The sequence below is a fragment of the Actinomyces oricola genome (genome assembly GCF_004104015.1).
GTDB classification, from domain to species: domain Bacteria; phylum Actinomycetota; class Actinomycetes; order Actinomycetales; family Actinomycetaceae; genus Actinomyces; species Actinomyces oricola.
The window spans coordinates 1-24650 of the sequence record NZ_RYFV01000025.1 but is presented as its reverse complement, the minus strand read 5'-3'; the positions used below and the strand labels follow the sequence as shown (position 1 = coordinate 24650).

25 protein-coding genes are annotated in these 24650 nt (G+C 68.7%); 1 reads left to right on the top strand and 24 read right to left on the bottom strand.

The annotated features are described in order from the left end of the window. A complete protein-coding gene (gene rplX / locus EUC46_RS09930) occupies positions 1-411 on the bottom strand; it encodes a 50S ribosomal protein L24 (protein WP_128774004.1) in 411 nt (136 codons plus the stop codon). Position 412: 1 nt separating this feature from the next. Beyond that, positions 413-781, bottom strand: coding sequence for a 50S ribosomal protein L14 (gene rplN / locus EUC46_RS09925; protein ID WP_006548393.1), 369 nt, complete (start codon positions 779-781; stop codon positions 413-415). Positions 782-1184: 403 nt separating this feature from the next. On the opposite strand from rplN, the gene EUC46_RS09920 reads away from it, so the two are divergent. Further along, positions 1185-1502 (top strand): DMT family transporter, encoded by a 318-nt coding sequence (locus tag EUC46_RS09920; protein ID WP_128774003.1) that lies wholly within the window; start codon positions 1185-1187, stop codon positions 1500-1502. 130 nt (positions 1503-1632) lie between these two features. Here the strand turns inward: EUC46_RS09920 and rpsQ are convergent, their stop codons facing one another. From rpsQ to EUC46_RS12560, 22 genes are all read right to left on the bottom strand, one after another. Further along, entirely contained in the window at positions 1633-1926 is a 294-nt protein-coding gene (gene rpsQ / locus EUC46_RS09915; RefSeq protein ID WP_206645961.1) for a 30S ribosomal protein S17, read from the bottom strand. Next, positions 1923-2168, bottom strand: a complete 246-nt coding sequence (rpmC, locus tag EUC46_RS09910) for a 50S ribosomal protein L29 (protein ID WP_128774002.1) — start codon at positions 2166-2168, stop codon at positions 1923-1925. Before rpmC ends, rpsQ begins: the two co-directional genes overlap by 4 nt. After that, entirely contained in the window at positions 2168-2587 is a 420-nt protein-coding gene (rplP, locus tag EUC46_RS09905) for a 50S ribosomal protein L16 (RefSeq protein WP_128774001.1), read from the bottom strand. Before rplP ends, rpmC begins: the two co-directional genes overlap by 1 nt. Before the next feature lie 3 nt (positions 2588-2590). Further along, entirely contained in the window at positions 2591-3412 is an 822-nt protein-coding gene (gene rpsC / locus EUC46_RS09900) for a 30S ribosomal protein S3 (protein WP_128774000.1), read from the bottom strand. Next, positions 3412-3789 carry a 50S ribosomal protein L22 gene (gene rplV / locus EUC46_RS09895; RefSeq protein WP_128773999.1) on the bottom strand — a complete coding sequence of 126 codons (378 nt, stop codon included), beginning with the start codon at positions 3787-3789 and terminating at the stop codon, positions 3412-3414. The genes rpsC and rplV overlap by 1 nt, the downstream gene beginning before the upstream one ends. Before the next feature lie 30 nt (positions 3790-3819). Beyond that, the gene (gene rpsS, locus EUC46_RS09890; RefSeq protein WP_006548387.1) at positions 3820-4098 is read right to left on the bottom strand and encodes a 30S ribosomal protein S19; all 279 of its coding nucleotides are present in this window, start codon (positions 4096-4098) and stop codon (positions 3820-3822) included. A gap of 12 nt (positions 4099-4110) precedes the next feature. Next, on the bottom strand, positions 4111-4947 hold the full coding sequence (rplB, locus tag EUC46_RS09885; RefSeq protein WP_128773998.1) for a 50S ribosomal protein L2: 837 nt from the start codon (positions 4945-4947) through the stop codon (positions 4111-4113). Between the two features lie 21 nt (positions 4948-4968). Further along, positions 4969-5274, bottom strand: coding sequence for a 50S ribosomal protein L23 (gene rplW, locus EUC46_RS09880; RefSeq protein WP_128773997.1), 306 nt, complete (start codon positions 5272-5274; stop codon positions 4969-4971). Further along, positions 5271-5915, bottom strand: a complete 645-nt coding sequence (gene rplD / locus EUC46_RS09875) for a 50S ribosomal protein L4 (RefSeq protein WP_128773996.1) — start codon at positions 5913-5915, stop codon at positions 5271-5273. The genes rplW and rplD overlap by 4 nt, the downstream gene beginning before the upstream one ends. Positions 5916-5919: 4 nt before the next feature. Continuing rightward, positions 5920-6588, bottom strand: coding sequence for a 50S ribosomal protein L3 (rplC, locus tag EUC46_RS09870; RefSeq protein ID WP_128773995.1), 669 nt, complete (start codon positions 6586-6588; stop codon positions 5920-5922). 10 nt (positions 6589-6598) lie between these two features. Next, positions 6599-6907, bottom strand: coding sequence for a 30S ribosomal protein S10 (rpsJ, locus tag EUC46_RS09865; protein WP_005987219.1), 309 nt, complete (start codon positions 6905-6907; stop codon positions 6599-6601). Positions 6908-7214: 307 nt separating this feature from the next. Continuing rightward, a complete protein-coding gene (locus EUC46_RS09860; RefSeq protein ID WP_128773994.1) occupies positions 7215-8216 on the bottom strand; it encodes a class C sortase in 1002 nt (333 codons plus the stop codon). A 188-nt stretch (positions 8217-8404) separates the two neighbouring features. Then, entirely contained in the window at positions 8405-10024 is a 1620-nt protein-coding gene (locus EUC46_RS09855) for a SpaH/EbpB family LPXTG-anchored major pilin (RefSeq protein ID WP_128773993.1), read from the bottom strand. A gap of 84 nt (positions 10025-10108) precedes the next feature. Beyond that, complete coding sequence (locus tag EUC46_RS09850) at positions 10109-13078, bottom strand: CshA/CshB family fibrillar adhesin-related protein (RefSeq protein WP_128773992.1); 2970 nt, start codon at positions 13076-13078, stop codon at positions 10109-10111. A 537-nt stretch (positions 13079-13615) separates the two neighbouring features. Beyond that, positions 13616-14806 (bottom strand): elongation factor Tu, encoded by a 1191-nt coding sequence (tuf, locus tag EUC46_RS09845; RefSeq protein WP_128773991.1) that lies wholly within the window; start codon positions 14804-14806, stop codon positions 13616-13618. A gap of 193 nt (positions 14807-14999) precedes the next feature. Next, positions 15000-17138, bottom strand: coding sequence for an elongation factor G (gene fusA, locus EUC46_RS09840; protein ID WP_128773990.1), 2139 nt, complete (start codon positions 17136-17138; stop codon positions 15000-15002). Positions 17139-17221: 83 nt separating this feature from the next. Further along, a complete protein-coding gene (rpsG, locus tag EUC46_RS09835) occupies positions 17222-17692 on the bottom strand; it encodes a 30S ribosomal protein S7 (RefSeq protein ID WP_128773989.1) in 471 nt (156 codons plus the stop codon). Further along, a complete protein-coding gene (gene rpsL / locus EUC46_RS09830) occupies positions 17692-18066 on the bottom strand; it encodes a 30S ribosomal protein S12 (RefSeq protein WP_128773988.1) in 375 nt (124 codons plus the stop codon). The genes rpsG and rpsL overlap by 1 nt, the downstream gene beginning before the upstream one ends. A 256-nt stretch (positions 18067-18322) precedes the next feature. Further along, on the bottom strand, positions 18323-20986 hold the full coding sequence (locus EUC46_RS09825; RefSeq protein WP_128773987.1) for a sensor histidine kinase: 2664 nt from the start codon (positions 20984-20986) through the stop codon (positions 18323-18325). Beyond that, complete coding sequence (locus tag EUC46_RS09820; protein ID WP_128773986.1) at positions 20976-23420, bottom strand: sensor histidine kinase; 2445 nt, start codon at positions 23418-23420, stop codon at positions 20976-20978. Before EUC46_RS09820 ends, EUC46_RS09825 begins: the two co-directional genes overlap by 11 nt. Next, on the bottom strand, positions 23417-24133 hold the full coding sequence (locus tag EUC46_RS09815; protein ID WP_128773985.1) for a response regulator transcription factor: 717 nt from the start codon (positions 24131-24133) through the stop codon (positions 23417-23419). The genes EUC46_RS09820 and EUC46_RS09815 overlap by 4 nt, the downstream gene beginning before the upstream one ends. A gap of 294 nt (positions 24134-24427) precedes the next feature. Continuing rightward, on the bottom strand, positions 24428-24650 hold a 223-nt coding region (locus EUC46_RS12560), incomplete at its 5' end, for a hypothetical protein (protein ID WP_164918805.1).

Sequence of the window (24650 nt, the reverse complement as noted above, 5' to 3'; positions counted from 1 at the left end):
TCACAGCTCCTTCCCGGACTTCTTGGCGTAGCGCACGCGGACGGTGCGCTTGCGGCCATTGGGGCGCACGCCCTCCTCGACACGGAAGCCCACGCGGGTGCGCTCCTTGGTCTCGGGGTCGACCAGGGCCACCTTGCACAGGGCAATGGGGGCCTCGACGGTCTCAATGCCGCCGGACTGGCCCTGCGCGTTCTGACGCACGTGGCGGGTCTTGAGGTTAATCCCCTCGACGAGGACCTTGTCCTCAGCGGGGAAGACGCGGATGACGCGGCCCCGCTTGCCCTTGTCGCCGGGCCGGAGGGGCTCGAGGCCCTCGGCGGCGCGGCGGGCGTTGCGCTCGGCCAGCTTCTTGGCGTCCGAGGTGCGTCCGCGCACGACCTCGACCAAGTCGCCCTTCTTAATGCGTGCCATGTCAGATCACCTCTGGGGCAAGAGAGACAATGCGCATGAACTTCTTCTCCCGAAGCTCACGGCCGACGGGGCCGAAAATGCGCGTGCCGCGCGGGTCCCCGTCGTTCTTGAGGATGACGGCGGCGTTCTCATCGAAGCGAATGTATGAGCCATCGGGACGACGACGCTCCTTGCGGGTGCGCACGACCACCGCCTTGACGACATCGCCCTTCTTGACGTTTCCGCCGGGGATGGCGTCCTTGACGGTGGCAACAATCGTGTCACCGATACCCGCATAGCGCCGGCCCGAGCCGCCGAGCACACGGATGCACAGGATCTCCTTGGCACCGGTGTTGTCGGCGACCTTCAGTCGCGACTCCTGCTGGATCATTGAGTGTTCTCCTGTCGTCGAGCCGGTTCTCGAGCGGAGCCCGAGCCTAGCCGAACGTTCTTGTTGTTCTTGCGCACTGCTCTGCCCGCCCGGGGCGAGTGGAGTCCTGGGGTTTCGTTCCCGCCAGACACAGGCACAGCGGTGCGAGGTCTCTGGCGGGCCCACCGAGGGCGCGCGCAACTCCCTAACCCTAGTGCAGGGGTCCAGAGCAGCGGTACCGGGGAAAGCCCCGCCATCTTGTGCCTTTGCTCACCGAATGCTCGGGCCGCCAATGCCCGGGCTCCCAACCGACTGCCTCAACCAACGGCCGGACTGTGAGAACCGGACTGTGAGAACATGGGTTGGCCGGGACGACCCGGTTCGCAAAGAAACACATGGGGACGGCCCCGGGAAAGGGGCTGTCATGGCCTGGATCCTTCTTATTGTCTCTGGTCTCTTCGAGGCCGTCTGGGCCACCGCCCTGTCCCGTTCAGAGGGCCTGAGCCGCCTGATCCCGAGCCTCGTCTTCGTTAGCGGCCTTATAGTCTCCATGGGCGGCCTGGCCCAGGCGCTGCGCTCGGTCCCCGTCGGCACCGGTTACGCCGTCTGGGTGGGGACCGGTGCTGCCGCGACCGCCGCCTGGGCCATGGTCACGGGGGCGGAGCCGGTCTGCCTGCCCCGGGTCCTTCTCCTGACGGGGATCGTCGCCTGCGTCGTCGGGCTCAGGCTGACCGGATCCTGAGCCCCGCGGGAGCACGACGACGCCGCAGCGCCCCGGTGGGGAGACTGCGGCGTCGTGCGCGGCCGGGCCCAGCAGGCCGCGGCCCTGGAATGGGGCCGGACCGGCTGTACCGGTTGTTCTCAGAGGCGGGTCATTTGGCCTTCTCAATGATCTCCACCAGGCGCCAGTGCTTGGTGGCGCTCAGTGGACGGGTCTCCATAATCTGGACGAGGTCGCCGACATGGGCCTCATTGTGCTCGTCGTGGACCTTGACCTTCTTGGAGCGACGGAGGACCTTGCCGTACAGGGAATGCTTGTAGCGCTCCTCAACCAGGACGACGACGGTCTTGTCCATCTTGTCGGACACGACGTAGCCGCGGCGCACCTTGCGGTGGTTGCGCTCAGCGCCCTCGGCCACGTTCTCGGTGATGGTCTGCTCGCTCACTTGGACTCCTCCACGCTCGGAGCGGTACGGATGCCGAGCTCGCGCTCGCGCACAATGGTGTAGATGCGGGCAATATCCCGACGCACGGCCTTGAGGCGGCCATGGTCCTCCAGCTGCCCGGTCGCCGAGGCGAACCGGAGGTTGAACAGCTCCGCCTTGGCCTTGGAGAGCTCCTCGGCCAGGCGCTCGTTGTCCATGCCGTCGAGGTCGGCCGGAGTCAGGCCCTTCGATCCGATAGCCATCAGACGTCACCACCCTCACGAGTCACGAAACGGGTCTTCATTGGAAGCTTGTGCTGCGCCCGGCGCATGGCCTCGCGGGCGAGCGGCTCGGGGACACCGGCCAGCTCGAACAGGATGCGTCCGGGCTTGACGTTGGCGATCCACCACTCGGGGGCTCCCTTACCCGAGCCCATGCGGGTCTCGGCGGGCTTCTTGGTCAGGGGGCGGTCCGGGAAGATATTGATCCACACCTTGCCGCCGCGCTTGACGTGGCGGGTCATGGCAATACGGGCCGCCTCGATCTGACGGTTGGTGACGTAGGCGGGCTCGAGGGCCTGGATGCCGTAGTCACCGAAGGCGATCTTATTGCCGCCCTTGGACAGGCCCGTGCGGTGCGGGCGGTGCTGCTTGCGGAACTTGGTCCGGCGAGGGATGAGCACGGCTCAGGCCTCCGTTCCCTGGTCTGTGGCAGCCTTCTTAGCGGCCGGCGCCTGCTCGGCCTGCTGCTCGGTGTTCTGACGCGCGCCGCGGTCCCCGCCGCGGTCCCCGCGGCGGCCACCGCGGCGGTCGCCGCGACCGCCCCGGCCCCGCGGGCTGGCCTCGGCCTGCTGACGGGCGAACTCGCGCTCGGTCAGATCGCCCTTGTAAATCCACACCTTGACGCCGAGGCGGCCGAAGGTGGTCTTGGCCTCGTAGAAGCCGTAGTCAATGTTGGCCCGCAGGGTGTGCAGCGGCACTCGGCCCTCGCGGTAGAACTCGCTGCGGCTCATCTCGGCGCCGCCCAGGCGCCCGGAGCACTGCACCCGGATGCCCTTGGCGCCGGCGCGCATAGCGGACTGCATGCCCTTGCGCATGGCGCGGCGGAAGGAGACGCGGGAGGCGAGCTGCTCGGCAATGCCCTGAGCGACCAACTGGGCATCCAGGTCGGGGTTCTTGACTTCGAGGATGTTGAGCTGGACCTGCTTGCCGGTCAGCTTCTCCAGTGAGCCGCGCAGGCGCTCGGCCTCGGCGCCGCGGCGGCCGATGACAATGCCGGGGCGGGCGGTGTGGAGGTCGACGCGCACGCGATCGCGGGTGCGCTCAATGTCCACCTTGGAGATGCCGGCGCGCTCCATGCCGTCCCCCATGAGGCGGCGGATCTTGACATCCTCCTCCACGAAGTCGCGGTAGCGCTGTCCGGGCTTGGTGGAGTCGGCGAACCAGCGTGAACGGTGGTCCGTGGTGATGCCCAGGCGGAACCCGGTCGGGTTGACCTTCTGCCCCATTACCGGGCTCCTTCCTTTGTGGCGGTGTCGGACTTGTCGCCGACGTAAACGGTGATGTGGCTGGTCCGCTTGAGGATCCGGCCGGCGCGCCCCTGGGCGCGGGGGCGGAACCGCTTGAGGGTCGGGCCCTCATCGGCGTACACCTCGGTAATGAACAGCTCGGTTTCGTCGAAGTGCTCGCCGTCGCGCTCGGCCTTGACCCGGGCATTGGCAATAGCGGACTCAATGACCTTGCGCACCGGCACCGCAGCGGCCTGCGGGGCGAAACGGAGCGTATTGACGGCCTCGACGGCGCGCTTGCCGCGAACGACGTCCACGACACGGCGAGCCTTCCTTGGCGTGCAGCGCACGTACTTGGCCTGCGCCTTGGCTTCCATGGTTCTCTGCCTCTCTGCTTCCGGAGTCCGTCAGCGACGCGACTTGCGATCGTCCTTGACGTGCCCGCGGAAAGTACGGGTCGGAGCGAACTCGCCGAGCTTGTGGCCCACCATGGACTCGGTGACGAAGACCGGGACATGCTTACGACCGTCGTGGACGGCGAAAGTGTGTCCGAGGAAGTCCGGGGTGATGACCGAACGACGGGACCAGGTCTTAATGACGTTCTTCGTGCCCTTTTCGTTCTGAGCGTCCACCTTCTTCATGAGGTGGTCGTCGACGAAGGGTCCTTTCTTCAGGCTGCGCGGCATATCAGGCTCCTATCAGCGCTTCTTGCCGGTCCGACGACGACGCACGATCAGGCGGTCGCTGGACTTCTTGGGACGACGGGTACGGCCCTCGGGCTTGCCCCACGGGGAGACGGGGTGGCGGCCACCGGAGGTGCGGCCCTCACCACCGCCGTGCGGGTGGTCCACCGGGTTCATCACCACGCCGCGGACGGTCGGGCGCACGCCCTTCCAGCGCATGCGGCCGGCCTTGCCCCAGTTGATGTTGGACTGCTCGGCATTGCCGACCTCCCCCACAGTGGCGCGGCAGGCGGCCTCCACATTGCGGATCTCACCGGAGGGCATGCGCAGCTGCGCGTACTTGCCCTCCTTGGCGACCAGCTGGACGGAGGTTCCGGCCGACCGGGCGATCTTGGCGCCGCCGCCGGGGCGCAGCTCCACGGCGTGGACCACGGTGCCGGTGGGGATATTGCGCAGCGGCAGGTTGTTGCCGGGCCGGATGTCCGCGCCCGCGCCGGCCTCGACCTTGTCGCCCTGCTTGAGCCTGTTGGGCGCAATAATGTAGCGCTTCTCGCCGTCGGCGTAGTGCAGCAGGGCAATGCGCGCGGTGCGGTTGGGGTCGTACTCAATGTGAGCGACCTTGGCCGGCACGCCGTCCTTGTCCGCCCGGCGGAAGTCGATAATGCGGTAGGCGCGCTTGTGCCCGCCGCCCTTATGGCGGGTGGTAATGCGGCCCGAGGCGTTGCGGCCGCCGGTCTTGTGCAGGGGGCGCACGAGGGACTTCTCGGGCTTGCTGCGCGTAATCTCCACGAAGTCGGCCACGGAGGAGCCGCGACGACCCGGAGTCGTGGGCTTGTACTTACGGATTCCCATGTCGATCCTTTACCTTCCGTGTCACTCGGGAGCGTCGCCGAAGATGTCGATGGCGCCCTCGCGCAGCGTGACGATCGCGCGCTTGGTGTCCTTGGACTTGCCGATCCCGGTGCGGGTGCGGCGAGTCTTGCCCTTGCGGTTCTGGGTGTTGACCGAGTCGACCTTGACGTCGAAGATGGCCTCAATGGCCTGCTTGATCTCAGTCTTGTTGGAGCCGGGGGCCACCAGGAATGTGTACTGGCCGCGGTCCATGCAGGCGTAGGACTTCTCGGAGACCACCGGCGCAATAATGATGTCGCGGGGATTCTTGGACTTCTCGAGGCTCACTTGGACTCCTCCTTGCCCTGCCCCAGGAACGCGTCGAGGGCGGCGGCGGTGAAGACGACGTCGTCGCTGTTGAGGACGTCGTAGGTGTTGAGCTGGTCAGCCCAGATCACATGCGCCTCGGGGGCGTTGCGCAGGCTGAGGTTGGTGAGCTCATCGCCGTGGGCGGCCACAACCAGGGCCTTGCGGTCGGTGATGGTGCGCAGCGCGCCAAGGGCCGCCTTGGTGGAGGGGACCTCAGTGGTGACGAACTCGGTAATGACGTGGATGCGGCCGTTGCGGGCGCGGTCGGACAGGGCCGAGCGCAGGGCGGCGGCCTTCATCTTCTTGGGGGTGCGCTGGCTGTAGTCGCGCGGCCGGGGGCCGTGAACGACGCCGCCGCCGGTGAACTGCGGGGCGCGGATCGAGCCCTGGCGGGCGCGGCCGGTGCCCTTCTGGCGGTACGGCTTGCGCCCGCCGCCGCGGACCATGCCGCGGGTCTTCGTGGAGTGAGTGCCCTGGCGGGCCGCCGCGAGCTGGGCGACGACCACCTGGTGCATGAGGGGGATATTGAGGTCGACGTCGAAGATGGCGGCGGGGAGCTCGGCAGTGCCGGTCTTGGCCCCCGTGGAGTCAACAATGTCGACGGAGAGTGCCTCAGTCATAGGGTCAGGCTCCCTTCACAGCGGTGCGGACGACGACCACCGAGCCCTTGGGGCCGGGGATGGCGCCGTTGACGAGCAGGACGCCCTTGTCGACGTCGACTCCGCGCACCTTGAGGTTCTGGACGGTGCGCTTGGCATGGCCCATGCGGCCGGCCATGCGCAGGCCCTTGAAGATGCGGCCGGGGGTGGCGCAGGCGCCAATGGAACCGGGCTTGCGGTGGTTGCGGTGGGCGCCGTGGGAGGCGCCGACGCCGGAGAAGCCGTGGCGCTTCATGACGCCGGCGAAGCCCTTGCCCTTGGAGGTGCCGGTGACGTCGACGAGCTGACCGACCTCGAAGGTGTCGGCGGCCAACTCCTGACCGGGGGTGAACTCTCCGGCCAGGGAGGTGCGAACCTCGGCGACGTGGCGGCGGGGGGCGACCCCGGCCTTGGCGAAGTGCCCGGCCAGCGGCTTGGTGACCTTGCGCTCGTCGATCTCGCCGAAGGCGAGCTGGACGGCCTCGTAGCCATCGGTCTCCATGGTGCGGACCTGGGTCACCACGTTCGTGTCGACGCGCACCACGGTAATGGGGCGCAGGACCCCGTTCTCATCCCAGATCTGCGTCATGCCGAGCTTGATGCCGAGCAGCGCCTTGGTGGGCGCGGCGGCAGCCGGCTTATTAAGCGTAGTCATGGCGGAATCCTCAGAGCTTGATCTCGATGTTGACGTCGGCCGGCAGGTCGAGCCGCATGAGCGAGTCGACGGCCTTGGGCGTCGGGTCGATGATGTCGATCAGCCGCTTGTGCGTGCGCATCTCGAAGTGCTCGCGGCTGTCCTTGTACTTGTGCGGCGACCGGATGACGCAGAACACGTTCTTCTCGGTCGGCAACGGCACCGGGCCCACGACCGTCGCGCCTGCGCGGGTCACAACGTCGACGATCTTGCGCGCCGACGAGTCGATGACCTCGTGGTCGTAGGACTTGAGCCGGATGCGGATCTTCTGTCCCGCCATGGCGCCTAACCTCTCTCGTACTTTCGGTGACCGGTCCACGCGCTCGGGCGTGTCGCAGCTGCGACGCGCACAAGTCTCCCCTGTTCATGAGGTGTGTGCCGATCTGGACACACGGAAGCCCGGCCGGCAGGCCGAGTCCGTCAGACTGGTTCCCGGGACGACCCCGGGAGGTGGCCGGCCCAGGCGCGCCCGGGCGGCTCCACAACGTTAGCAGGGGGCCACCGGGGGTGGAAGCCGAGCAGGGGTGCCGGCTCTGTGAGACCGCCCACCCGCCCACGCGCTCGGGCGTGTCGTTCCAGCCCCTGGTTCAGGGAATGGATTCCCCGCTCCCCTCCCCACTGCCGGGGCCCGCCCTGGCGGTGGTCCGCCCACCGGTAGCCGCCTCGCCGTCGGGCCGCCGCGTCGACGAGGCGCCCAGGGAGCCCGTCGAGCGGCGGCGCGGCGGGTACCCGGCGCGCCAGAGGTACAGGGCGATAAGGAGTGTCCCACCGGTCAACCACAGCGCCCACCAGGGGAAGTGGGGGACGTCGGGGGTGCTTCCGGCGGCGTTGAGGTCCTCGGTGGGGGTGGGGGTGATTCGCTCGCCGGTGACCAGAATGCGGTGGGTGTTTATGCCCAACGGTGTGCAAGTCACCAGGGTGACCAGGTCTCGCCCGGGCTCGGCGCGCAGCGCCTCGGTCTCGTTGGGCTCGACTACCTTGCGCTCAACAACCCGGTATGACAGGACCTCCCCGAAGACCTCGATGGTGAAGGTGTCCCCAATGGCGACCTTGTCCAGGTGGGTGAACATGGTGGCCTCCGCCAGGCCCCGATGGCCGGTGATCACCGAGCGGGTGCCCTCGCCGCCCACGGGCAGGCTGGTTCCCTGCAGGTGGCCCAGGCCCGCCAGGAGCACGGCGTCGGAGGTGCCGTGGTAGATGGGCAGGTCCAGATCAATGCCGGGGATGCGCAGCCGAGCCATGAGCCCGGCGGCGTTGGCCGACAGGATGCTGTTGTAGTCCAGGCTCTCGTCCCCGGATGTGCCCGCGCCGGTTGGCACATTCGTGTTGGCCTCCAGCAGGGCCCCCATGGACAGGGCGTCGTTGTAGGCGTGGGCGGCGGCCAGTTGCTCGGCGGCCCCGGGCACGGCCCGGTCGATCTGGGCCTGATAGTCCGATACGACCTGGGACTGGTTGTACTGGGAGACCCAGGCGGCCACGGTGGGGTAGGAGAAGATGGACATTCCCGCCAGGGCGAGGACGGCGGGTATGAGGGAGAAGACGGAAAGACGCCAGCGGCGGGTGGCGCGGTGGCGTACGGGGTGCGGCATTGAGGTGTCTCCTGGCGGCCTGGTCTGGGTGGCGCGCGGGGCAGGGAGTGGCTGTCCTGCCCAGGGGCGGCGGCCTGGTCTGGGTGGCGCGCACGGTGGCGGGAAGGCTGCGTCCTTCCCGCCACCGTGCGCGTGCGTGGCGTCAAGCCGGCTGCCGGCCCCCGGTGTGCGGGGCCGGCGCCCCGGGGTCAGCTCTCGGCGCGACGACGGCGCGAACGGGCCACGAGGGCCGAGCCGCCGGCGAGCAGCACCAGGGCGACGCCGCCGATCATCATGAGCACCTGGCCGGCCGCACCGGTCAGGGGCAGCTCCGGCACTCCCTGCTTGCTGTTCTTAACGGTGACGTCGGTGCCGGCGGTCTGGCCGGCGGTGATCTTGACGGCGGTCAGCTCCTGGCCGCCGGAGGGCAGCACGAAGCCGGCGGGAGCCGCGATCTCCTCCAGGACATAGCAGCGCGTGGTGTGGTCCAGGGCCGTGGTGGGCTTGGGGTCGCCCACGTTGTACGTCGGACCAATCTTGGAGTCCACGAACAGGCCCTTAATATTCACCATGCCCGAGGCGTCCGACTCGAACTCGGTGACGCCGTCAACGGCAATGGGGGCACCGGTCTTGGTCGCGGTCGTGCAGGTGTCGGCGAAGGGGTCGGAGGAGGCGTAGACACGGAACTTGGCGCCCTTGAGGCCCGTGGTGCCGTTGTCGGCGTCAACCTTGGAGACCTTGACGTCGCCCCAACCGGAGATCACCTCATTGGTGGGGACCTTCTTGTCCTCATCCGGCGTGTCCGGGGTGCCCGGGACGGTGCGGGTGTCGACATAGAAGTAGCCGGTGTTGGCGATGGTGCCGGAGGCGGGCACCTCGTTGACGGTGGCGGTGAAGGTCACCGTAATAGTGGCGTTGGGCTGACCCTTGAGGTAGGTCAGGCCGGCCTCATTGAAGACGACCGATGGGGTCTGCCCGGATGTGGTGCTGTAGTTCTCCGCGGGCACCTCGGTCTCGCTCCCGCCGGCCGGGGTGATGGTGACCGACTTGACGGCGCCGTCACTGAGGGCGGTCTCCAGCGGGTCGGAAATAACGAAGTAGGAGAAGTACTGCTCGGCGGGCCTGGAGGCCAGGCTGGGCACCTTGACGGTGACCGGGAACTCCACCTGGGCGCCGGTCTTAATACCTGAGGCGTTCAGGGTGAAGCCCTTGTCGGGTGCCTGAACCACGGTGTTCTTGGGGTAGACGTGGACGTCGTAGAGCCACGTGCCATCACCGTTGGCGGCCTCTGCGCTGGTATTCGGGAAGGGGATGGTCACCAGGGTGGGGGCGGCCTTGTGAATGACGCTGGCGGGCGAGTCGGTCTCGCACACCAGGTAGACGGACACCGGCAGGTTGTCCATGGTGGCGGTGCCATCGGCCTTGGTGACCTCGTCCCCGCGAAGGATGAAGACCCCGGAGTCGCCATTGGGCAGCGTCAAGTTGGGGGAGTTCCCGTCACCACAGGCGTCGGCGGGGACGGTGAATGAGTCCCACCCCTCCCAGCCGGCCTGGGTGGTCATGTCCAGGTTGACGAGCTGGAAGAAGGTGAAGGTGACGCCGGCGACCGGGGTGCCGTTGACTGCCGTCTTGCCGTCGGGCGTTCCGTCAGGGGTCTGGGAACCGGTCTCGTGCTTGTGCACGGTGATTGAACCCGTGGCGTCGGGGTCAATGTTGCCGAAGTGAGGCTCGGTGGCGTTGGCCACCGAGCCCAGGCCGATCAGGCCCAGGACGATCGCCCCGGCGACGGCCATAAGGCGCCCCCGCCTGGAGTGATGCGTTCGTGTCATGGGAAGTGGTCCTTTCGTTGGACGCGCCCGGAAAGGGGAGGGCGCGGGACGGAGATGGATGAGTCTGGACTGTGTCGTCGGTTGTCAGTGCTTGCGGGAGCGGTACCTCCTGATCAGCCCGGCGGCCAGGGCCGCGCTGAGAAGGACTCCTCCTGCGATGAGGAAGAGGTGGGCGCCGCGCCCCCCGGTCAGGGGGATGCCAGGGACCCCTCCCTTGGTGTTGGTGAAGGGATTGGCGAAGACGTAGTCCAGGGCGTCGGCCCGGATGCTGAAGGGGTGCGGGGTCGTCTCCACCCTGTAGCCGGCGGGGGCCTTGCTCTCCACCAGCGTGTAGTCCTCAGTGCTCCAGGGCAGGCCGGTCACCTTGAACTGCCCCCCGGCCGGGTCGGAGTCGAAGTACTCGCTGCCCGCGGGAGCGGTGCACTGGTCCGCCGAGGCCGCCACGCAGTCCTCAATGGTGGCCGCTACACCGGTGTCAGCAGGGCCGGTGAGGGTCCATACGGACCCCGTCAGGCGGGCGCCGCCCTCATCGACCTTGGTCCAGGCCACCGAGCCGGGGACGCGGACGTTCGTCACCGCCCCATGGGTCACCACATCGGTCACCGGCTGGAGCCCGACCTCCAAGGAGGTTTGTGCGTCACTGGCCGGGGCCTGGCACTGGGGGTAGGCGGTCCAGTCGACATTCTTGGGGCCTGCGCCGGGAGCCGCCAGGTCGAAGCACAGGGACTGGCCCAGGAGCTCGTAGCCGGCGGGAACGGTGTGCTCCGTAATGGTGTGCACGCCCCAGTTGAGTCCGGTGACGGTGAAGGCTCCCGGTGCCGGGTCGGTGTCCGCCAAGGGGGTGGAGGCGCAGGGCGAGCTGGTGCAGTCCTCCACCACTGTCCCTGCCGCCACGCCCGGCCCTGTCAGGGTCCAGCTGGTGCCCCCCAAGGGTGTTGAGCCGTCCTGGTCCACCTTGTCCCAGGTGAGCGTGGCCGGTTTGCTCGTATTGACTATGCGACAGGTGACGCGATCCTGGTTGGCTATGGTCAGGGTGGAGCCGGCCACCGCCGAGCTGTAGTCGACGCCGGGGGCGTTAACGGTGCCGGGGGTCTCCGTGCAGCTCCACTGGCCGGCCTCGTAACCGGAGGCCTCCGGGGCGTCTGAGGACTCCGAGAGGGCGTAGTCGGCGGGCAGAGCCACCGTGACCGGGGTGCTCCCGCTCCCACTGATCAGGCCGGGGGCCTCCGAGGCGGAGCCGTTCTTGGCCTGGAGGGTCCACTGCGCGGCGTCCAGGCCGGGGACCTCGGTGGTGGCGTGCGGGGCGTCAACCTCTTTAACGAGTTCCAAGGTAGGCACCCGGACGGACAGCTTGTAGTCCTCGACCTCGCCGCTCATGGTGACCCCCGTGGGGTGCAGGGGCTTGCCGTCGTTGCTAATGCGCACGCGCAGGTAGGTGTCCGGTTGGCTGCCGGTCTCGCCGTCCACGGAGCGCACGACGTCGTTGGGCACGGTCCAGCTCAAGGTGGCGCTGCCGCCCGCGCAGGGCTGCTCGTCGCTCTTCTCGGCGTCGTCGAACTGCCCATTGTGGTTCCAGTCGACCCATCCGGCGATGGCCCCCTGCCCCTGGCAGGTGACCGCCTGCGTGACAACGGCGCCCGGGGCCGTGTTGTAGCCGCCGTCGGGCAGGCTCACCCCGTCCTCGTCGTCGACGACGGGGTCGTCCGGACCGTTTTGGTCGTCGCCGTCGGCGCCGGTGGAGTAGAACTGGTGGCCCTCGGAATCCACGAGGGTCCCCAGGCGCGGACCGGACACGCTCATGCGGGTGCGCTCAATGACGCTGGAGTCGAACAGGTCCGAACTGTTGGCCGGCGTAATCTCGCCGCCCTCCCAGGAGGGCTGGATCAGGGCGGAGGCGCTGCCGTAGGTCTCGGGGGCGTCCCCGTAGTCGGTGGCGATGATCAGGCCCAGGGCCACGGCCGAGTAGCCCGAGCCCTGCATGGTAATGGTCGCCCTGGTGGTGCCCTCCATGAAGACGGAGACCGCCGGGCCGCCCAGGCCATTGGGCTGGGAGTAGCGGCCGCCGTCCTGGTAGACGCACTCCAGGCCGGAGTTGTCCAGCCGCAGTGTCTGATTATTGTTGGATAGCGTGCCCACGGTGGTCACCGGCGTGGTTTTGCCCGCCCGGGTGTCGGTGCACCGCTCGGAGCGCATGCCGTCCAGGAGTCGCCAGGTGACGTTCTCCCCATCGGGGACGGACGCCTGGATCCACTCCCCGTCGAGGGGGTCGAGGGGGTCGACCGGGGGGTTGGAGGCCTCGGCGTCGGCGAAAACAAGCCCGTGGAGGGCCACCGGGGTGGTGGTGCCGTCGGCGCTGACCATCTCGGCGGAGCAGGACATGTCAAAACTAATGCGGGAGTAGCCGCCGGTGGGGGTGCGGTCCGCGGTCGGATCGTTCTTGTCCTTGCCGTCCCAGGTCTTGTCCCCGTTGTAGGCGTAACCGTTGGCCAGGCCAATGACCATCTGGTTGTTATTGCGGTAGTCCCTGGGATACACCAGCCCCGAGTGCCATACCTCGGAGCCGTCGGACCAGTCCGCCGCCCCACCGATGTTGTACAGGTTGTCCAGGACGTCGCCCGCCCAGGTGCCGGGGCGGGTGGCCACCAGCGGCCCCTGGGCCAGGTCGTCGGGCATGTCGGCGCGGTGCCCCAGGTGCTGTAAGTCGGACAGGGTGCAGGTGGTCACGAGGTAGCCGGCGTCGCCCATGTCGCGGTAGTTAATGAACGGCTTGGTCTCCCCGTAGTCCAGGACGGGAACATTGGGACGATCCTGGCCGGCGAACTGGGTGTCGTAGTCCGCCCACTGGAGCCATTGGATCGTATCGCGATAAGAGCTTGAGCCGCCCTCGGCGAAAACGGCGGGCAGGGCGTCCGCGGGCAGACCGGCGGGCGCAGCGGCCGCCGGGGTCATGGTGGGCACGGTAGTGCCGGCCAGAATGAGAGCGGCAGCAGCAACCGAGGCCAGGACGCCCGCGATATTCCTCCGCCTGGCGGAGGAGCGCGGCGCAATATGCATAATGGGACTCCATGGGAATGAGGGGCAAAAAAGCGCGACCGCCCCGTTCGGGGCGCGCATTGTCGGGCAGCCGCGCACTGGGGACCACGTTAGCGGTGCGGTCCTGCCATTAAAGAGCCCGAAGGCACTTCGTCACCGGATTGCAATCAATCAGGGGCGAGTCCATTTCAATATGATCACGGCGGGGGCGGGATTATCGCGGTTGGATAACGCGAATAATGGTGGGCGCCTCACCATCAGGTGAGGCGCCCACCATTATTCGTGTACCGCCCTCCTGGCGCACCGGCCGGGGCCCGGTATGCCATGGGCGGGCTGTGGCGCCACGGGCGGGCCGCGGCGCCGCCGGCGGGTCAGGGCGCCGCCGGCGGGTCAGGGCGCCGCCGGCGGTAGGGCCGGACGGCGGCCTCGTCCGGGCGCGCGTGCCGAACCGTCAAGGCGCGCCACAGGGCCCGGCACCTAGAAGGTGCCGGGCCCTGTGGCCGAGAGTCTCAGCGAGTCGCCATGCGGCCAGGGCTCAGGAGCCCGAGCCGCACAGGATCACTTAATGACCTTGGTGACGCGGCCGGAGCCGACGGTGCGGCCGCCCTCGCGGATGGCGAAGCCCAGGCCCTCCTCCATGGCGATGGGCTGGATGAGCTCGACGGTCATCTCCGTGGTGTCGCCGGGCATGACCATCTCGGTGCCCTCGGGCAGGGTGATAACACCGGTGACGTCCGTGGTGCGGAAGTAGAACTGCGGACGGTAGTTCGAGTAGAAGGGGTTGTGGCGGCCGCCCTCATCCTTCTTCAGGATGTAGACGTGGCCCTCGAACTCGGTGTGCGGGGTGATGGAGCCGGGCTTGCAGACGACCTGGCCGCGCTCGACATCCTCACGACGGGTGCCGCGCAGAAGCAGACCGCAGTTCTCGCCGGCCCAGGCCTCGTCCATCGACTTGTGGAACATCTCAATGCCGGTGACGGTGGTCTTCTGGGCCTCGCGAATGCCCAGGATCTCGACCTCGGAGTTGATCGGCAGCTTGCCGCGCTCAACACGACCGGTGACGACGGTGCCGCGACCGGTAATGGTGAAGACGTCCTCAATGGGCATGAGGAAGGGCTTGTCCATGTCGCGGACCGGGGTCGGGATGTACTCGTCGACCGCGTCCATGAGCTCCTTGATCGCGGCGGTCCACTCCTCGTCGCCCTCCAGGGCCTTGAGGGCGGAGACGCGGATCACGGGGGCCTCGTCGCCGTCGTACTCCTGGCTGGAGAGGAGCTCACGGACCTCCATCTCCACCAGGTCGAGCAGCTCCTCGTCATCCACCATGTCGGCCTTGTTGAGGGCGACCAGCAGGGCGGGCACACCGACCTGGCGGGCGAGCAGGACGTGCTCGCGGGTCTGAGCCATGGGGCCGTCGGTGGCGGCGACCACCAGGATGGCGCCATCCATCTGGGCGGCGCCGGTGATCATGTTCTTGATGTAGTCGGCGTGACCGGGGGCGTCAACGTGGGCGTAGTGGCGCTTCTCCGTCTGGTACTCGACGTGCGCGATATTGATGGTAATGCCGCGCTGGCGCTCCTCGGGAGCCTTGTCGATCTCGTCGAAGGGGGTGAAGGGGTTCAGGTCCGGGTACTCGTCGTGCAGGACCTTGGAGATCGCAGCGGTCAGCGTCGTCTTGCCGTGGTCGACGTGACCGATCGTTCCGATGTTGACGTGCGGCTTGGTCCGCTCGAACTTGGCCTTGGCCACTGGTGTCCTCCTGGGACTCGTGTAGTTCTCCTCGTCGGTGTTCGACTAGCACATGCTAGCCCGGCACTCGCTCAGAGTCTCTACTGATGGGTTGTTGCAAATCTAACTGGGCAATGAGTTCGGCCGTGAAAACAGGCCGGTGCTTCCGGGGACCGGGCGAAAACGGCCCGGCCCCCGGGAGCGGGCCATGGGCTCAGGCGCCCTTGGCCTTGGCGATGATCTCCTCGGCGACGTTCCTGGGAACCTCGGCGTAGGAGTCGAAAGCCATGGAGTACACGGCGCGTCCCTGCGTCTTAGAACGCAGATCACCGACATAGCCGAACATCTCCGACAGGGGGACGGCGGCCTTAATGACCTTGACGCCCACGGCGTCCTCCATGGACTGGATGGTGCCGCGGCGAGAGTTCAGGTCGCCAATGACATCACCCATGTACTCCTCGGGGGTGCGCACCTCCACCGCCATGACCGGCTCAAGAAGAACCGGAGAGGCCCTCCGGGCGCCTTCTTTAAACGCCATGGAGCCGGCGATCTTAAAGGCCATCTCCGAGGAGTCGACCTCGTGGTAGCCGCCGTCAATGAGAGTGGCCTTGACATCCACCATGGGGTAACCGGCCAGGACACCGGTGAGCATGGCGTCCTGGACGCCCGCGTCCACACTGGGAATGTACTCGCGGGGCACGCGGCCACCGGTGACGGCGTTGGCGAACTCGTAGTGCTTGTTCTCCTCCTCGCCCTCGGCGGCCTCAACGGCCACCAGCGGCTCGAAGGACATGAGCACCTTGGCGAACTGGCCAGAACCACCGGTCTGCTTCTTGTGGGTGTACTCGACCTTGTCGACCTTCTTGCGGATGGTCTCGCGGTAGGCCACCATCGGGTTGCCGACATTGGCCTCCACCTTGAACTCGCGGCGCATGCGGTCCACGAAGACGTCCAGGTGGAGCTCGCCCATGCCGCCAATGACCGTCTGGCCGGTCTCGTCGTCCAGGCGGACCGTGAAGGTCGGGTCCTCCTCGGACAGCTTCTGGATGGCGATGCCCAGCTTCTCCTGGTCCCCCTTGGTCTTGGGCTCGATGGCCACGTGGATGACCGGGTCCGGGAAGGTCATTGACTCCAGAATCACCGGGGCGCCCTGGGCGCACAGGGTGTCACCGGTGGTGACGTCCTTGAGGCCGATGAAGGCGTAGATGTGGCCGGCGTGCGCCTGCTCCACCGGGTTCTCCTTATTGGAGTGCATCTGGAAGAGCTTGCCAATGCGCTCCTTCTTGCCCTTGGTGGCGTTGAGGACCATCTCGCCCTGGGAGACCTTGCCGGAGTAAACGCGCACGTAAACGAGCTTGCCGTAGAAGGGGTGCGTCGCCACCTTGAACGCCAGAGCCGAGAAGGGCTCCTTCTCGTCAGAAGCACGGGTGACGGCCTTGCCCTCCTTGCCGGGCACGTACCCCTCGACGGGGGGCACGTCCAGCGGGGAGGGCAGGTAGTCCAGGACGGCGTCGAGCACCGGCTGAATGCCCTTGTTCTTGAAGGCAGAGCCGGCCAGGACCGGGAAGGCCTCGCCGGCGACGGTGAGCTTGCGGATGCCGGCCTTGAGGTCGGCGACGGTGAGCTCCTCGCCCTCCAAGTACTTCTCCATGAGCTCGTCGTCGGACTCGGCGACGGTCTCGACCAGTGCGGCGCGCAGCTCCTCGGCCTTGGCGAGAAGGTCGGCGGGGATCTCCTCGTACTCCACGACCGCACCACGGGTGTCCTTGCCATCGGCGTCCTTCTCGGGGAAGCGGATGGCCCGCATCTCCAGGACGTCGACCAGGCCGGAGAACTCGCTCTCAGCGCCGATGGGGAAATTGATGACGATCGGGGTGGCGTGGAGCCGGTCCCGAATGGTCTGGACCGAGAAGTCGAAGTTCGCACCCAGCTTGTCCATCTTGTTGATGTAGCAGATGCGCGGGACGTTGTACTTGTCGGCCTGGCGCCACACCGTCTCGGACTGCGGCTCCACACCCTCCTTGCCGTCGAAGACCGCCACGGCGCCGTCGAGCACGCGCAGGGAGCGCTCGACCTCGACCGTGAAATCCACGTGGCCGGGGGTGTCAATAATATTGATCTGGTTGTTCTTCCAGAAGCAGGTGGTGGCCGCGGAGGTAATGGTGATGCCCCGCTCCTGCTCCTGCTCCATCCAGTCCATGGTCGAGGCGCCGTCGTGCGTCTCGCCGATCTTGTAGTTGATGCCCGTGTAGAACAGGATGCGCTCGGTCACGGTGGTCTTGCCGGCATCAATGTGAGCCATAATGCCGATATTGCGGACCTTGGTGAGGTCAGTCAGCACGTCGAGTGCCACTAGTGGTGTCCTTCGTTCGTTACGTGGGAAGTATGACTGCTGGGTGGGGCCGCCCGGCGCCCCCGCCCGGCAAGCCGCTGGGACTACCAGCGGTAGTGCGCGAAAGCCCTGTTGGATTCGGCCATGCGGTGCATGTCCTCGCGGCGCTTCACGGCCGCACCGAGGCCGTTGGAGGCGTCCAGGATCTCGTTCATAAGACGCTCGGTCATGGTGTTCTCACGGCGCTGGCGGGAGAAGTCCACCAGCCAGCGCAGGGCCAGGGTGGTGGCGCGGCCCGGACGGACCTCGACTGGGACCTGGTAGGTGGCGCCGCCCACGCGGCGGGAGCGGACCTCCAGGGCGGGGCGAATGTTGTCGAGCGCGCGCTTGAGGACGGTGACCGGGTCCTGGTCCGTCTTGGAGCGCACGCCCTCCAGGGCGCCGTAAACAATGCGCTCGGCGGTGGACTTCTTACCGTCCAGGAGAACGCGGTTGACGAGCTGGGTGACCACCGGCGAACCGTAGACGGGATCGACGGCCAGCGGGCGCTTGGGTGCGGGACCCTTACGAGGCATTACTTCTTCTCCTTCTTGGCACCGTACTTCGACCGCGCCTGCTGGCGGCCCTTGACGCCCTGGGTGTCCAGGGCGCCGCGCACGATGTGGTAGCGGACACCGGGAAGGTCCTTCACCCGGCCACCGCGGACGAGCACAATGGAGTGCTCCTGAAGGTTGTGCCCCTCACCGGGGATGTAGGCCGTCACCTCCATGCCGGTCGACAGGCGCACACGGGCGACCTTACGGAGAGCGGAGTTCGGCTTCCTAGGGGTGGTGGTGTACACGCGGGTGCACACGCCACGGCGCTGCGGGCTTGCCTTGAGCGCTAGCGTCTTGGATGACGAGCGCTTCGTGGAGCGGCCCTTGCGGACCAACTGCTGAATCGTGGGCACTACTGATTCTCCATTTGTGAAGTGCGTCTGGACAGAGTCGCTGCCCGTGCCAACCCCCGCCCCCTCGTCAATGGCGCACGCCACCACGGGGTCAGGGCCGGCCCGCCCAGTTCAAGAGCCTGAGCGCCCGGAGCCCCGTGGCCGGGGCCCGTCGGTTCCCGCCGCGGCAGACCCGCGTCACAGCACCGACCGAAGTTCCGGTGCAGCTGGGAACGGAATGGAGAGCGGTGGCCCGCAGTGGGCACCGCCAGCCACCCTACCCACGCCTCAGCGCCCACGGCCATACTGGGCCGCCGTCCCGGGGCGTGGTTCTCGACACGCTCCTGGATGCCGACTGCACGACGGCGGCCGGGCGGGGCAGATCCACCCAGTCGATGACGCCGTCGGGTCCGGTGCGCTGGAGGGTGGCCAGGTTCCGGGCGTGGTCTGGGCACAGCCGCACCACCACCCGCTCCCCTCCCCCGGCCCGGCCCAGAATGCGCAGCGCCTCGGCGACCACGCTCCCGGGCACCTCCCGGGCGGACAGGGCGCTGGCATCGGCCCTGGCGTCGTCCTGGAGCAGCACGCTGGCTCCACGACGGCGAGCGCGCGCCACCTGCGCGGCCAGCGCCTCGATCTCCAGCAGCCTGGGGGCGCGCAGCAGGTCGCGCAACTCGGCCTCGGCCAGGGACGCATCGCGGCGCAACTGCTCACTGACCGCCGTCATGTCGCAGATGCCCGCCAGAACCCAGTCGCAGGCCGAATGGACCCGCTCAATGAGTTCAGCCCGGATCCGTTCAGCCTCCTGGGCCCGCAGGCGCTCCAGGAGCCGGAACTGGGCCTCCTCCTCAGCGCACCGCGCCCGCCAGAAGACCAGGCGTATCGCAGTCAGACCCAGCACGCAGTTGAGCGCGATCATTAGCGGGTAGGGCACGAAGGCCGCCACCGCGTCGGGGGCGAGGCCCGCCTCCAGGGCGCCCCCGACCAGGCCCAGCACGCCGACGGCGACGCAGCCGAGGGCCAGTAGATCGTGGTGGCGCAGCATGAGTAGGGGAACGACCAGCGCAATGTAACTCGCGGGCCAGCCCAGGGAACCGATGATGGGCGTGGGGCGCGCGCCCGCTAGGAGGACATAGGGAGCCGCCGCGCAGCAGGCGAGGGCGGCAACGGCGTTGGGGAGGATGAGCCGACTGCGCCACGACCCCCGGGCTCGACCCGGTGACGCCGACGCGCCCGGCCCGCCGGCGTCCGCGCCGCTGGGCCCCTCGGGCGGGACATCGCCGCCGGTCGACAGGAGGCCCGCCGGTGAAACGCCCGGGCCGCGCATCTCGAGCCGGGCCGGCCCGCCCACGACGCGCACCACCATGGCCAGCACAGTCAGGACCAGGGCCAGGCTCACAATACTGCGCCAAACCCCGTCATAAGCATCGATCTGGAGCAGGCAGTGGATGCACACGAGGCCGACGACGACGGCCACCACGCGCCGTCCCAGCGGCCCGGACAGGACCGTCTCCATGGTGGGCTCCACCGGGTCCGTGTCCCGGGTTCCCGTCTCGCCGCCCACTCGTCGACTGTTGGCCGTGCCCTGAGGGCCGGCGGCGTCCGGGGCCCCGGCCCGGTCGGGGCGCCAGTTCAGCAAGACCCGCGTCCCCCGCCCCGGGGCGGTGTCCACCAGGGCCCGCCCGCCGGGCAGGGCGGACATGCGACCCAGCACCGAGCCGCGCAAACCGAGGCCGGCGGAGACGCCGGCGCCCAGGTCGAAGCCGACGCCGTCGTCGACCACCTCCAGACTGACCGCACCATTGCGGGCTCGGAGCCTGACGGCGCAGGTCACCGGGCGGGAGCCCGTGGCGTGGCGGCGCACATTGCGCATCGCCTCGCGGGCGGCGCCGAACAGGGCGTCATGGGCCGCGGCGGGCAGTGCGGGGATCGCTGTGGCACTGACTGTGAAACGGTGGGTGTCGGTGGACAGGATGTCAGCCATGCGCTCCAGCTCCCCGGCCAGAGCGCCCCTAATGGGTTCCAGGGCGCCGGCGGACATCTGGGCCAGGGCCTGCCGGGCCGTCTCCGCCTGAGCCCGCATGGCCTGGAGGGGCGGGGGCGGTTGGGTGCGCACGGCCACCAGCGGGGCGATGACGTCGTCGTGCACCATGGCGCCGATTCGCAGGCGGGTGGAGCGACGGGCCTGGGAGCGGGCCGCCAGTGCCGCCTCCGCCCGGGCCCGCGAACTGTAGGCCGCCGTGCGGCGGGCGGCCTGGAGTATGGAGGGCAGGAACAGGAAGTAAATGCCGGCGACGGCCATGCCGTAGTTCATGTCCAGGAACGCCTGGACGGGGTCCTCTCCCCCGGCCACCACCCGCACCGCCACCAGCAGTGGGTGGAACGGCAGGCATAGGAGCATTCCGCGCCGCACCCCCAGCGTGACGATCACCAGGCCGCAGACGGCGGCGCAGTTCATGGTGGCCACGAGGTGCCCGCCCTCGGCATTGGCGGCATAGGTGTGCACCGGCAACCATATGGCCAGGATCAGGGCCGCCAGGTTGCTGAGAACGTTGAACGCCCAGGCCAGCAGGGCGACCGCCGCCAAGCGCCCGGGGCTGCGCCGGCTGGGGCGCAGGGCCTCGTGCAGGCCGACACCGACGGCCGCCAACGGCCCCAGAAGAACCGGCCAAATGGCCAGGAGGTCGAAGAGCACCGGTGCCGCCCGAAGCTCGCCCCAGGTCGAATGGACCTCCAGCAGCACGGCGACGACCCCTAGCACGCCAATGGTGAGCACCATAACGGCCTGCGGGAACCTCGCCCAGGAACGCGCCAGCGTCAAACCATCCGGGCCGGCCGGCTCGTCGGGGCCGCCGTCCTCGGCTCCGGGAACCGCACTCGGGTTGGGGGCCGGGGCGTCAGGAGTGGGGACGGCCGGCTCCTGCGCGGACTCAGCCTCCACGGGCGACCTCCACCACATCCACCATGCCCTCAGGGCCCCGTCGCTGCACGGTGGCGGCCATTGGGGAGTGGGCCGGGCACAGCCGCAGCATTACCGTCTGCCCCTCAGCGGCCTCTCCCAGGACCCGGGTGGCCGCCGCCACAAAACCCTCCGGCAGGGCCGGCTCCGAGCCCGGTTCCCAGCCGCGCCCGGCGGCGTCATCGACCTGGCTGACCTTGACGCCCCGCAGCCTGGCGCGGTGCACGGCGTCGGCCAACTCGGGGTGGCCCAGCATACGGGGCACCCTCATGAGGTCGCGCAGTTCAGCCTCGGTGGAGCGCACCAGCCCTAGAACAGAGGCGCCGGGTTCACCCTGGATGCGGGCCAGGGCGGCCAGGGCGGGACGGGCCCGAGTCCCCACCTCGGCGATGAGGTTGTCCTCGGCGTGCAGGCGGGCGGCGCCCGCAACTGCCCGTAGGCGCGCCTGACGGGTCAAGCACCGGTGAGCCCCTCGGCGCCGCTCCACCGAGCGCACCAAAAGCGTCACCGCCCACACGGCCGCGGTGTTGAAGATCTGGAGGGCGATGGCCAAGGCCACCGCCCTCACCGGCAGGTCGCGGATGGCGACAATGGCGGCACTCCCCAGGGTCAGCAGCCCCAGCGCGGTCCAGGCCGAATGGATGCGAGAGCGGTACATGAGCAGGGCAATGGTCAGGGCCGCGTAGCCGTAGGGCCAGCCCTGCCCCGCCAAGGCCGGTGCGGGAGTCCACGAGGCGAGGAACAGGGTGGGGCCGACGGCGCAGCAGGCGACCGTTGTCATGGTCTGCCAGCGGCTCATCCGCCCATCGCAAGGGCGCGCCACCGCCGCACACCCCACGGTGCACACCGCGGCACAGGCAAGGGCCGCCATTGGGGACGCCGGCGACTCCCAATACCACAGGTACCACAGGGCGTGCGCCCACGCCGTCGCCACCATGAGAGCGATCCCGAGGCGGGCATGGCCCCCCTCGACCGACAGCGCCATGGCCGTGCGCGACAGCGGCTCGGGCTCGGGGGACTCGCAGTCAACCGCCCCGGGATTCCAGGTCAGCGCGACGGTGGTGCCGTACCTGGGCGTGGAGTGGACCCAGACTCCTCCTCCCGGCAGCGCCTCCATGCGCTCGATCACTGAGGAGCGCAGACCCAGGCGGGCCGGGCCGATGGCGTCCGGATCGAAGCCCACGCCGTCGTCGGCGATGCTCACGCGCAGCACGCCGCCCACGTTGGTGACAACGACATCGCAGCCCACCCGCTGCCCGCGCGACCCGCCGGCGGCATGCTGCGCGACATTGCGCAGGGCCTCCAGGGCGGCCGCCGACAGGTCCACGAAGACGTCCCCGGGCAACTCCTCGGCTCCAGCACCGACCAGGCGACTGGTCACGGTGAAGCGGAGGTCGGGGCGGGAATGCCGTCGGCACCAGGTGCGCAGGTGCTCAACCAGCTCGGAGGCGCTGCACGGGGCGCCCTCAAGGGAGCGGGACTCCAGCAGGTCCAGGGCCTCGACGGCCTCGGCGCGCACACGGTCACTGGGCACGCCGCGCTCCGGGAAGGCGGCGACCAGGGCGGTCAGAACGCGGTCGTGAACCATCCCCCGGGTGTGGCGCAGGCCCATGAGCCGGGCGGTCAGGCCGGCGGCGTAGCCCTCCTCCTGGCGGCTGCGAGAGTCCTCGGCGTCGAGTTGGCGGGCGCAGTCCATGAGCCAGCACAGCGCGAAAGCGTCAATGCCCCACAGGCAGAGGTTGTAGGAGACCGATAAGGCCGCATGAGCCGGGATCTCCCTGCCGGCGGTCACGCGCACAACCATCTCCAGGGCCGCCAAGGCGCCCAGCAGCACAATCACCTTCCGGCGGCTGAGGGCCAGCCCCAGGAACGCGGCCAGGGTCACCGCGGCGTAGGCGGTGAGAGGGGGACCGTGGGACAGGAGCACGGGCTGGGCCGGGTCGCGGTGGTGGGCCAGCAGCAGGGTGGCGCTGGTCCACAGGTGGAGGATCAGGAAGATAGCGACTCCCGCCCGGGCGCCGTCGTACATGGCCTGGGCTCGCTGTCGGCTCCCCCTCCTGGTCCCGGCCACGGCCAGCAGGGCCCCGCAGATGGGAATGAGGGGGCCCAGAAGGTAGGGGACGCCGGCGAACCACTGGAACCAGGCGGGGGCGGCGCGGACCTGGAGGACCAGCACTGGCAGCAGGACGGCCTGGAAGAGGGCGCCGAACAGCGAAACACCGGCCGTCAGGGCGGCCCCGTAGACGGCCTCATGATCCTTCGCGCCGGCAAGCGGGGCCCCGCGGTCCGGGCGTGGCGGATCGGCGAGGGCGGCGGCCGGGTCGGGCGCCTGGTACCCGGCCTCCGGCGCGAGGCCTGCGGGCGCGCCCCGCCCTGGCGAGGCGGCCGAGGCGGGGGCGCCGGGCCGGGTGCTCATGGCGCGTCGCGCAGATTGAAGGTGGGGACCAGACCCTCCGCCTGGGCGCGCACCAGCAGGTCCACTCGGCTGGAGGCGGGCACGCCCTGGGCGATGAACTTCTTGCGGATAGCGCCGAGGTACTTATTGACCGTGTTCTTCGCCAGGCCCACCCTGCGGGCCACGAAGTCCGCGGTGGCCCCCGAGGCGTAGAGGGCGAGGATGTCCTGTTCGGTCTTGTTGAGGCTGCGAATAACAAAGGTGGAATCCGCGTCCAATACCGCCGCCCAGTCCATGGAGGGGGTCAATTCGCCGCGGGTGGCCGCCCGGATGGTGTCAATGAGGACCTGCGGCTCCTCGTCCTTGCGCACCACCCCCAACACGCCGGCCTCGCAAGCGCGGCGCAGCAGGAAGGAGTCGTCCCCGCTGGTGTAGACAATGACGGCAGCCCCGCGGCTGTGGAGAGCATTCACGTTGTCAGCGGGGTCGGAGCCGTCCGGCAGGCGCAGGTCCAGCAGGACGACGTCGGGGAAGGGGAAGCCCTCGAGGTCGACAATAAGGTTCGCCGTTGTCGGATAGGTGCCCAAGAAACTCATGTCGCCGGCGGGGGCGAGCATGGTGTTCACACCAATACCTACGACGGCGTGGTCCTCGACAAGAGCAACTCGGGCGCGGTGGTGACGGGAACGACAACCGTCCCCGGGGTCGGACGGTTTTGTCTGGGATGTGGTCATTGGGAGCGCTCCTTCGTGGAAGAAGTGAGGCGACGGGCGAAGCATAACCCGCCCGCCGCCTCCCCGCGCCCCTCTCCCACCCGTAGCCTTCCTCACCCGCAGCGGGCCTCTTCACCCGGGTTCACCCGGGCCGGGCGCAACCGGCCATGACGACATGTCGCCCGAGCCCTCGCCGCCCCGCCATGGCGTCGGGCCTTCCCGTTATACCGCGTCCAAGCGCGCTCGCGCGCTGGCCCTGCGGTTCCTTTTATGATCGACGGGCGCACAAAGGAGCCGCAGGGCCGGTCGGCGGTGTCAGGCGCGGATCTGGTTGGCGAGGTTCTGGTCGGTCTCGCGCATAACGGAGACGATCTTGTCCAGGTTGGAGGAGATCGAGGTCAATGAGTCAATCAGGGGCTCGGCAAAGTCGTTTGTTGTGGGGCTGGCCTGGGGTGATGGCGGGTTCTGGGGGTGCGGGGGTTGCGGCGTGGCCTGCCTGGGAGATGATGGATAGCGCTTAAACAGTCCTGCATTCCTC